This is a genomic window from Bacteroidota bacterium, from assembly GCA_018698135.1.
In the GTDB taxonomy this organism is placed as follows: domain Bacteria; phylum Bacteroidota; class Bacteroidia; order CAILMK01; family JAAYUY01; genus JABINZ01.
The window spans coordinates 1-8,050 of sequence record JABINZ010000141.1; the positions used below are offsets into that span (position 1 = coordinate 1).

Here is an 8,050-nt window from a genome sequence, read left to right on the forward strand (position 1 = left end):
CGTGTAGCATAAATATCTGAATGATCTCCAAAAATTGATAATGCATGAGCAGCAACACTTCTCGCTGAAACATGAAAAACTCCCGGTAATAATTCACCAGCAATTTTATACATATTTGGAATCATCAACAGCAATCCTTGTGAGGCTGTGTAAGTTGACGTTAGTGCGCCAGCTTGTAAAGCACCATGCACAGCACCAGATGCCCCGCCTTCAGATTGCATTTCTGAAACTTCAACAGTTTCTCCAAATAAGTTCTTTCTTCCAGAAGAGGCCCATTCGTCAACGTATTCAGCCATATTTGAGGAAGGAGTGATAGGATATATTGCGGCAACTTCGCTAAACATATAAGCAATATGTGCTGCGGCCATGTTTCCTTCACAAGTGATAAAATTTCTCTTATTAGCCATAAAGCAATTATTTTTATTTTATATCAATGAAATACAACTATAAACCATAATTAAAAACGACCGCAAGTTAGAGAAAGATTTAAAGAATAAATACCCTCCTCACTTTATTTAAAGAACTTATAATTGGTTTAATTCTAAACAATTATGTTCGAATAATGAACTTAGATACGCACTTCCTTTGTGCAATAATTAACAGTGAAAAAACTGAATTAAATGTGCACCCGAAACAAATTAAATTCTATTACTTTGCCTCGATATTATATCTCTTATATGAATAAGGGATGCATTTTTTAACCAAAAAAGAATTTATGTCAGATAAGTCGAGAGTCGTAGAACTTGATGAAGTAGTTATAAAGTTCGCAGGTGATTCAGGAGACGGCATGCAATTAACGGGGAATCAGTTCTCAGACACATCAGCTTTTACAGGAAATGATATTGCAACATTTCCTGATTATCCTTCAGAAATAAGGGCACCACAAGGAACGGTTTCCGGAGTTTCTGGCTTCACTGTCCACATTGGGCATAAAGAAGTTTTCACTTCAGGAGATTTAGCCGATGTTTTGGTTGTAATGAACCCGGCAGCATTAAAAACAAATTTGAAATGGGCAAAGCGAGGAGCAACAATTATCCTAGACTCTGATAGTTTTGAGCCTAAAAACATGGTGAAAGCAGGCTGGGACGATGATTTATTCACTAGCAACATATTAGTTGGTTATAATGTTGTTAAAGCACCTATCACCACATTAACGCAACAAACACTATCAGGGATGAATCTGGATAACAAAACTGTTATTCGATCAAAAAACATGTTTGCCTTGGGTATGCTTTATTGGCTTTTCAATAAAGAACTTACGCCATCTGAAAAATTCTTTGAAGAGAAATTCAAGAAAAAACCAATTCTTATTGATGCGAACAAGAAGGTTTTAAAAGCAGGATACTATTATGCTTATAATGTACAGGAACTGGATGTTACTTATAAAATTCTTCCAGTACGAAAGCATAATCCTGGAAAATATAGAAATATAACAGGAAATGTAGCAACAGCCTGGGGATTTTTAGCTGCTTCAGAAAAATCAAAATTACCCTTATTTTTAGGATCTTATCCAATAACACCTGCTTCTGAAATTTTGCATGAGTTATCAAATCATCATCATTTTGGCGTTAAAACATTTCAGGCTGAAGATGAGATTGCAGGGATATGCTCCTCAATAGGTGCCAGTTTTGCAGGAAATTTAGCAATTACAACTACATCGGGCCCTGGCTTAGCACTTAAAGGTGAAGCCATTGGTTTAGCTGTTATTACGGAACTACCTCTGGTTATTGTGAACGTTCAACGCGGAGGACCTTCAACCGGACTTCCAACTAAAACTGAACAATCTGACTTGATGCAAGCTCTCTACGGACGAAACGGAGAAAGTCCTTGTATGGTGATGGCAGCCTCATCATCATCTGATTGCTTTTTCTTTGCCTATTATGCAGCAAAATATTCTTTGGAACACATGACTCCAGTTATTTTACTGACCGATGGTTATTTGGCAAATGGATCTGAATTACTTAAACTTCCAAAAATGGATGAACTCCCTGAGATTACTCCACGTATGGCCAAAGCAAATGATCCAGACTACAAGCCTTATAAAAGAGATCCTGACACTTTAGCCAGAGATTGGGCTATTCCGGGTACTGAAGGCTTACGACATCGAATTGGTGGATTAGAAAAGGGTGATGTTGACGGAGAAGTTTCACATGATCCGGTAAATCACCAGGTTATGACTGACCTAAGAGAAGAAAAAGTTCAGCGTATCAGTAATCACATTCCTCTTCAACGAATTTATGGAGAAGAAACTGGCGATTTATTGATCGTTGGCTGGGGAGGCACTTTTGGTTCATTACTTACATCTGTAAATGAAATGAAAGAAGAAGGAAAAAAAGTCAGTCTTGCTCATTTTAACTATATCAAACCACTTCCTAAAAATACCGAGTCAGTTTTTAAAGGCTTCAAAAAAATAATTGTTTGTGAAATAAACAGCGGCCAGTTTGCTGACTATTTAAGAATGAAAGTTCCGGGATTTCAATACCATCAATTTAATAAAGTCCAGGGATTACCATTCATGGTTTCTGAACTGAAAGATCGTTTTAATCAATTACTTGAAGATAAATAATCAAGACCATGGGAGAAATAACAAATTATATTATACCAGAACTCACAAAAAAAGATTTTGTACCTGGAAATGAGGTAAAATGGTGCCCTGGTTGTGGAGATTATACTGTATTAAGCTCTGTACATCAGATCCTACCTCTAATTGGAAAAAAGAAAGAGGACATTGCATTTATTTCAGGAATTGGATGCTCATCCAGATTCCCATATTATGTAGATACCTACGGCTTTCATACCATTCACGGACGAGCAGCTGCTATTGCTAGTGGAGTCAAATTAGCAAATCCAAATTTGAGTGTATGGCAAATAACAGGTGATGGCGATTGTATGGCTATTGGAGGCAATCACTTTATTCATTTGATCAGAAGGAATATCGATATCAATGTTGTTTTATTAAATAATAAAATATACGGTTTAACAAAAGGTCAGGCTTCGCCTACTACACCAATCGGGAGTAAAACAAAAACCTCTCCTGATGGCACCATCGAACCACCATTCCGTCCTGGATTACTAACTGTAGGAGCACAAGGAACTTTCTTTGCACGATTAATTGACACTAACCCAAAAATGATTCGTGAAGCATTAATTGAAGCGGCCAATCATAAAGGAACTTCAGTTGTTGAGATATTACAAAACTGTGTGATATTTAACAATCAGGTGCATTCAATTGTTACAGCAAAAGAAACCCGGGATGACCATCAAATTTTTCTTAAACATGGTGAACCTATGTTGTTTGGTGAAAACAATTCGAAAGGAATTATTCTCAACAAAGAAAAGCTAGAGCTTGAACAAGTTGTTATTGGCGAAAATGGAATTACTGAAAAAGATATTTTGGTTCATGATGCTCAGGAATCTAATTACACCAAACAGCTTATGCTTATTCAAATGCACCCACCTGAAATGCCACTGGCTTTAGGCGTAATAAGATCTGTTGAGCAAGATACTTATAACGATTTGTTGGATGCCCAAATCGAGCATGCGATGAAAACACCAAAGTATAAAAACATGGACGACTTGCTTTTTAGTGGTGATGTTTTTGATTTGGATTAATCCATAATTAAAGTTTTAGAAAGGTCTTTCATTGAAAGGCCTTTTTTTTTATCCTTACTTTATCAGAGATGTTCTATTTTTGATTTCAGCTAAACTAAACATAAAATATGAAAACACGTAAATCACTACTGGCAATTTGCATGATCTTATTAGGAATTGCCTCATTCGCTCAACAAAAAGGGGCCATAACGGAAACCTTGATTCACGATTTTCAAAAATCAGTTCAAAATACAAATATTGAAGCACTCCAAAATGCAGTAAGCAACAATGCTATTAATAAACTTGCCATTAATCAAAGTAGCAAATCTAGTCTTGACTTTAACTTTAAGTATAAAGTAATTACGAATGGAATTAGTGATCAAAAGTCGTCTGGAAGATGTTGGTTATACACTGGTTTGAATACGTTAAAGCCCGTTATACTTGGGAATTCTAATTTAAGCTCCTTTGATTTTTCTCATACGTTTAATTTCTTTTGGGATCAGTTAGAAAAGTCAAACTTATTTCTAGAAGGAATTATTGCTACAAGAGACAAAGCTTTAAATGACAGAACTGTTGACTGGCTGTTCAAAAATCCAATAGGCGATGGTGGACAGTGGACAACGTTTGCTGATATTGTGCAAAAATATGGAGTTGTTCCACAATCGGCCATGCCTGAAACGCATAGCAGTGAAAACACAAGGCATATGTCTTCATTTATCAAACTAAAATTAAAAGAAGATGCATTGGATTTAAGAGATATGCATGCAGCAGGAAAAAATGAAGATGATATCAGAACAGCTAAGAATAATATGCTGAAAGACATATATAAAATTTTAGTAATTAATCTGGGTGAGCCTCCAACAGAATTTGACTGGAGATATAAAAATAATGAAGGCATATTAAGTGATTTCAAAACATATACGCCCAAATCATTTTATGCTGAGTTCTTTGGAGTTGATTTGGCCAACTATGTAATGTTTATGAACGATCCTACCAGAGCATATCATAAAGTATATGAGATTGAGTACGATAGAAATATGATTGAAGGCTACAACTGGAAATACATTAATTTACCTGCAGCCGATTTGAAAAAAATGGCACTTACATCATTAAAGAACAATGAAGGGATGTATTTTTCTTGCGATGTCGGCAAATTCCTTGATAGCAAAAACGGTACATTGGATGTAGATAATTACAATTACAACGCTTTGTTCGATGTTGAATTTGGCATGGATAAAAAAGAACGTATCCAAACTTATTCAAGTGGATCTTCGCATGGCATGGCTCTTATAGGGGTTGATGTAGATGAAAAAGAGAATACTACCAAATGGTTACTTGAAAACAGCTGGGGAGCTGCCAGTGGCTACAAAGGTCATTTAGTAATGACTGATGAATGGTTCAATGAATATATGTTCAGACTCGTTGTAAACAAGGAATATATTCCAGCTAAAATTCTTAAGATTTTAAAAGAGGAGGCTACATTGTTACCTCCTTGGGATCCAATGTTTGCTCCAGAGGAGTAAAAGAAATAATTTTCACCTTTTCAACCGAAGTGTTTCTGCACACAGGTGTGTGAGGAATATTTTACTCATGTTCGTTTCATAGCATTGTCTTTTAAATCCTTTTTTAGCAAAGAGCCTGTTAGCGAAAAGTAAAGACTATTCGCTATAAAACACTTACTCATTGCTGTCAGATGTCTCTCTTTGTTACACGACAAACTAGGTGAATCCTACTCCACTCCGTTTCTGTTCATTCCGACTGTATAGGAGGAATCTGTTAGCGATGAACCCGAACAATCTCCAACGAAAACGAAAACTATCAAGAACTTTTATTATTGCTAATTCAAAAAAAATGGCCATCCCAATTTCTTGAGACAGCCATCATAAAACTATGTTTTTCTCTTACAAAGCAAACATCAAATAGTACGTAGCAGCACCTGCTAAGTAACCTACTATTGCAAGCAATGAAATTTTCTTCATATACCAGATGAAGTCAATTTTTTCCATTCCCATGGCGGCAACACCCGCTGCAGAACCAATAATAAGAATAGATCCTCCTGTTCCAGCACAATACGCTAAGAACTGCCAGAATTGACCATCAACCATGAAATATTTGGCTGCATGCAAATCCTGAGGTAAAATATTTAAGATATGATGATACTGTGGAATGCTTAATTGCTGCACCATGGAAACCATTTCTTGAGTGAAACCTGGTAACATGTCAGCATTTACATTTGCTAATATTACATCTGGACTAAGAGTATGTAAGGTTGCAAGATGTGCGGTACTTAAATGAGCTACAATATCAGGATTGATATCATACATACCCATTGCTCCAGCTACTAATGGAACATTGTCAACTATGGATGATAAAAACCCAATCGCAATGTTGATTACATAAATATTTTCATGAGTAACGGTATCCAACCAACCTGCCAATAATGTAAGGTGTCCGGCAGATTGCAAGGAAGCAACAGCTAATAAAATACCTAAAAAGAACAACACAGTAGGAACATCCACACGGGTTAAAATACCTACTACAGTAAGTTTTGTTGATGTTTCTTTGTGCCTTCTTTTGTGTAATATTTCTGTTATTAGCCATAGGAAGCCTAAGCCTAATAACATACCCATATAAGGAGGTAAATGAGTAACTGTTTTAAAAACAGGTACAAAAAGTAATGAGCCTACACCAAGGGCTAAAATTAATCCACTTGTTCTTTTTGAAACATGACCTTCTTCTTCTTCATGTCCTGCTGATAAATCAGGTCTTTGAACTTCTCCTTTCATTGTGAAGGATAAAATAGCAAGTGGTGCAAGCATAGTCACTAAACTTGGAAGGAAAACATCAACAATAATTGGAAGTGTAGTCACATTCCCTTTCACCCATAACATAATGGTTGTAACATCACCAATTGGTGACCAAGCGCCTCCCGCATTTGCAGCAAGAATTACCATACTGGCAAAGAACCACCTATCGCTTTTCGCATCAATGAGTTTTCTCAATAATGCAACCATAACGATAGTTGTTGTTAGGTTATCTAAAGCAGCTGACATAAAAAATGTCAAAACGCTAATAATCCAAAGAAGTTTAACTTTTTTGACCGTTTTAATTTTATCAGTAATGATTTTAAATCCTTCGTGTTGATCAATAATTTCAACGATGGTCATAGCACCGAGTAAGAAAAACAAAATCTCAGCTATTTCACCCAAATGGTGTAATAACTCATGTTTTCCAATAAATAATTGCATAGCATGCTTTGTTCCTTCTTCTCCATGAACTCCGTGAGATGCCATAAATGCGTGCCAACTTTCATGTGCTGCTCCATAGAAACCTTCGAATGCATGAATAACTTCTTCTCCTCCAACAATAAATGCAACCCATGTTAACACACCAATTAATAGTGCTGAAGCTGCTTTGTCAATTTTTAAAGGATGCTCTAAGGCAATGGCTGTGTAGCCAAGAATGAAAATAATAATCATTAAGTAAAACCACAACATAATACTTCTTTTTAGTTTTTTAGATAAAGCGCAAAAGTAGAAAAGTATTTAAATATTGTGTTATGATTAAAAATGTTATTTGGCAATAGTGATATATATCATTCAAATATTAACATCAGGACGGTAATCCAATCACAAATACAACTAATTTTTTGTTTAAATCAGTCTTCATTTTTTTCCATATTGCAATCTGTTGAGTTGAAATGTATTGCTTTTCTGAATTCAAATCAGCACAAACAGTTAAATACAAATTAGGATTTACATGTTTTAAAATATCTTCAAACAATTTTTGAGATCGATAAGGGGTTTCAATAAAAACATGTGTGTAATTTTCAGTCAGTATATTTCTTTCTAGTTTTTTCAGACTTTTTACTAACTCATTATTATGAACAGGCAAATAGGCATGAAAGGTGAATTTCTCGGCATTGAGACCTGAACTTGCCACTGCAAATAGAATAGAGGAAGGTCCAGTAAGTGGAACCACTTGCACTTCATTTTGATGAGCTTTGAAAACAATTTCTTCTCCAGGATCAGCTACAGCAGGGTATCCAGCATCTGTAATAAGTCCCACCGAATGACCATCTAACAAAACTGTAATCATTTCAGAGATTTCAGTATCTGTAGTTCTTTTGTTCAATTCAAAAAAATTGATTCCTTGAAAAGGGGTTGAAACTCCAGCCGATTTTAGCAGCGCACGGGCAGGCTTTAAATTTTCGACTATAAAATATTTCAGCTTATGCAAAATACTACTATTATAAACAGGCATAAACTGATTTACTTCTTCATCAGACAATCGGTTTGGAATTAAATACAATACTCCTTTCATGATTTTAGGTACTTTGTCTCTCTCAAAGTTACATAAGGACTTTAATGATTCAGTTATTTTCTGATATTAAAAATTCTTATTAAATTTCATCAGATTAAAAAGAGCGATTAAAAAAACAATTCACAACTTTACATGC

Annotated in this window: 5 protein-coding genes and 2 pseudogenes; 3 read left to right on the forward strand and 4 right to left on the reverse strand. The window is 35.4% G+C overall.

Annotated features, from left to right (window positions below; all coding sequences use genetic code 11):
* Window positions 1-407, reverse strand: a 407-nt coding sequence (locus tag HOG71_09460; GenBank protein ID MBT5991069.1) for a pyruvate:ferredoxin (flavodoxin) oxidoreductase, incomplete at its 3' end; no start/stop codon positions are given.
* 308 nt (window positions 408-715) lie between these two features.
* On the opposite strand from HOG71_09460, the gene HOG71_09465 reads away from it, so the two are divergent.
* From HOG71_09465 to HOG71_09475, 3 genes are all read left to right on the forward strand, one after another.
* Window positions 716-2,566, forward strand: coding sequence for a 2-oxoacid:acceptor oxidoreductase subunit alpha (locus HOG71_09465; GenBank protein MBT5991070.1), 1,851 nt, complete (start codon window positions 716-718; stop codon window positions 2,564-2,566).
* Between the two features lie 8 nt (window positions 2,567-2,574).
* Complete coding sequence (locus HOG71_09470) at window positions 2,575-3,612, forward strand: 2-oxoacid:ferredoxin oxidoreductase subunit beta (GenBank protein MBT5991071.1); 1,038 nt, start codon at window positions 2,575-2,577, stop codon at window positions 3,610-3,612.
* Between the two features lie 107 nt (window positions 3,613-3,719).
* On the forward strand, window positions 3,720-5,114 hold the full coding sequence (locus tag HOG71_09475) for a C1 family peptidase (protein ID MBT5991072.1): 1,395 nt from the start codon (window positions 3,720-3,722) through the stop codon (window positions 5,112-5,114).
* Between the two features lie 378 nt (window positions 5,115-5,492).
* Here HOG71_09475 and HOG71_09480 read toward each other — a convergent pair.
* From HOG71_09480 to HOG71_09490, 3 genes and pseudogenes are all read right to left on the reverse strand, one after another.
* Window positions 5,493-5,699 (reverse strand): annotated as a pseudogene (locus tag HOG71_09480) (sodium:proton antiporter).
* A 204-nt stretch (window positions 5,700-5,903) separates the two neighbouring features.
* Window positions 5,904-7,088 (reverse strand): annotated as a pseudogene (gene nhaD / locus HOG71_09485) (sodium:proton antiporter NhaD).
* Window positions 7,089-7,203: 115 nt separating this feature from the next.
* Entirely contained in the window at window positions 7,204-7,914 is a 711-nt protein-coding gene (locus tag HOG71_09490) for an SAM-dependent methyltransferase (protein ID MBT5991073.1), read from the reverse strand.
* Window positions 7,915-8,050 lie beyond the last annotated feature (136 nt).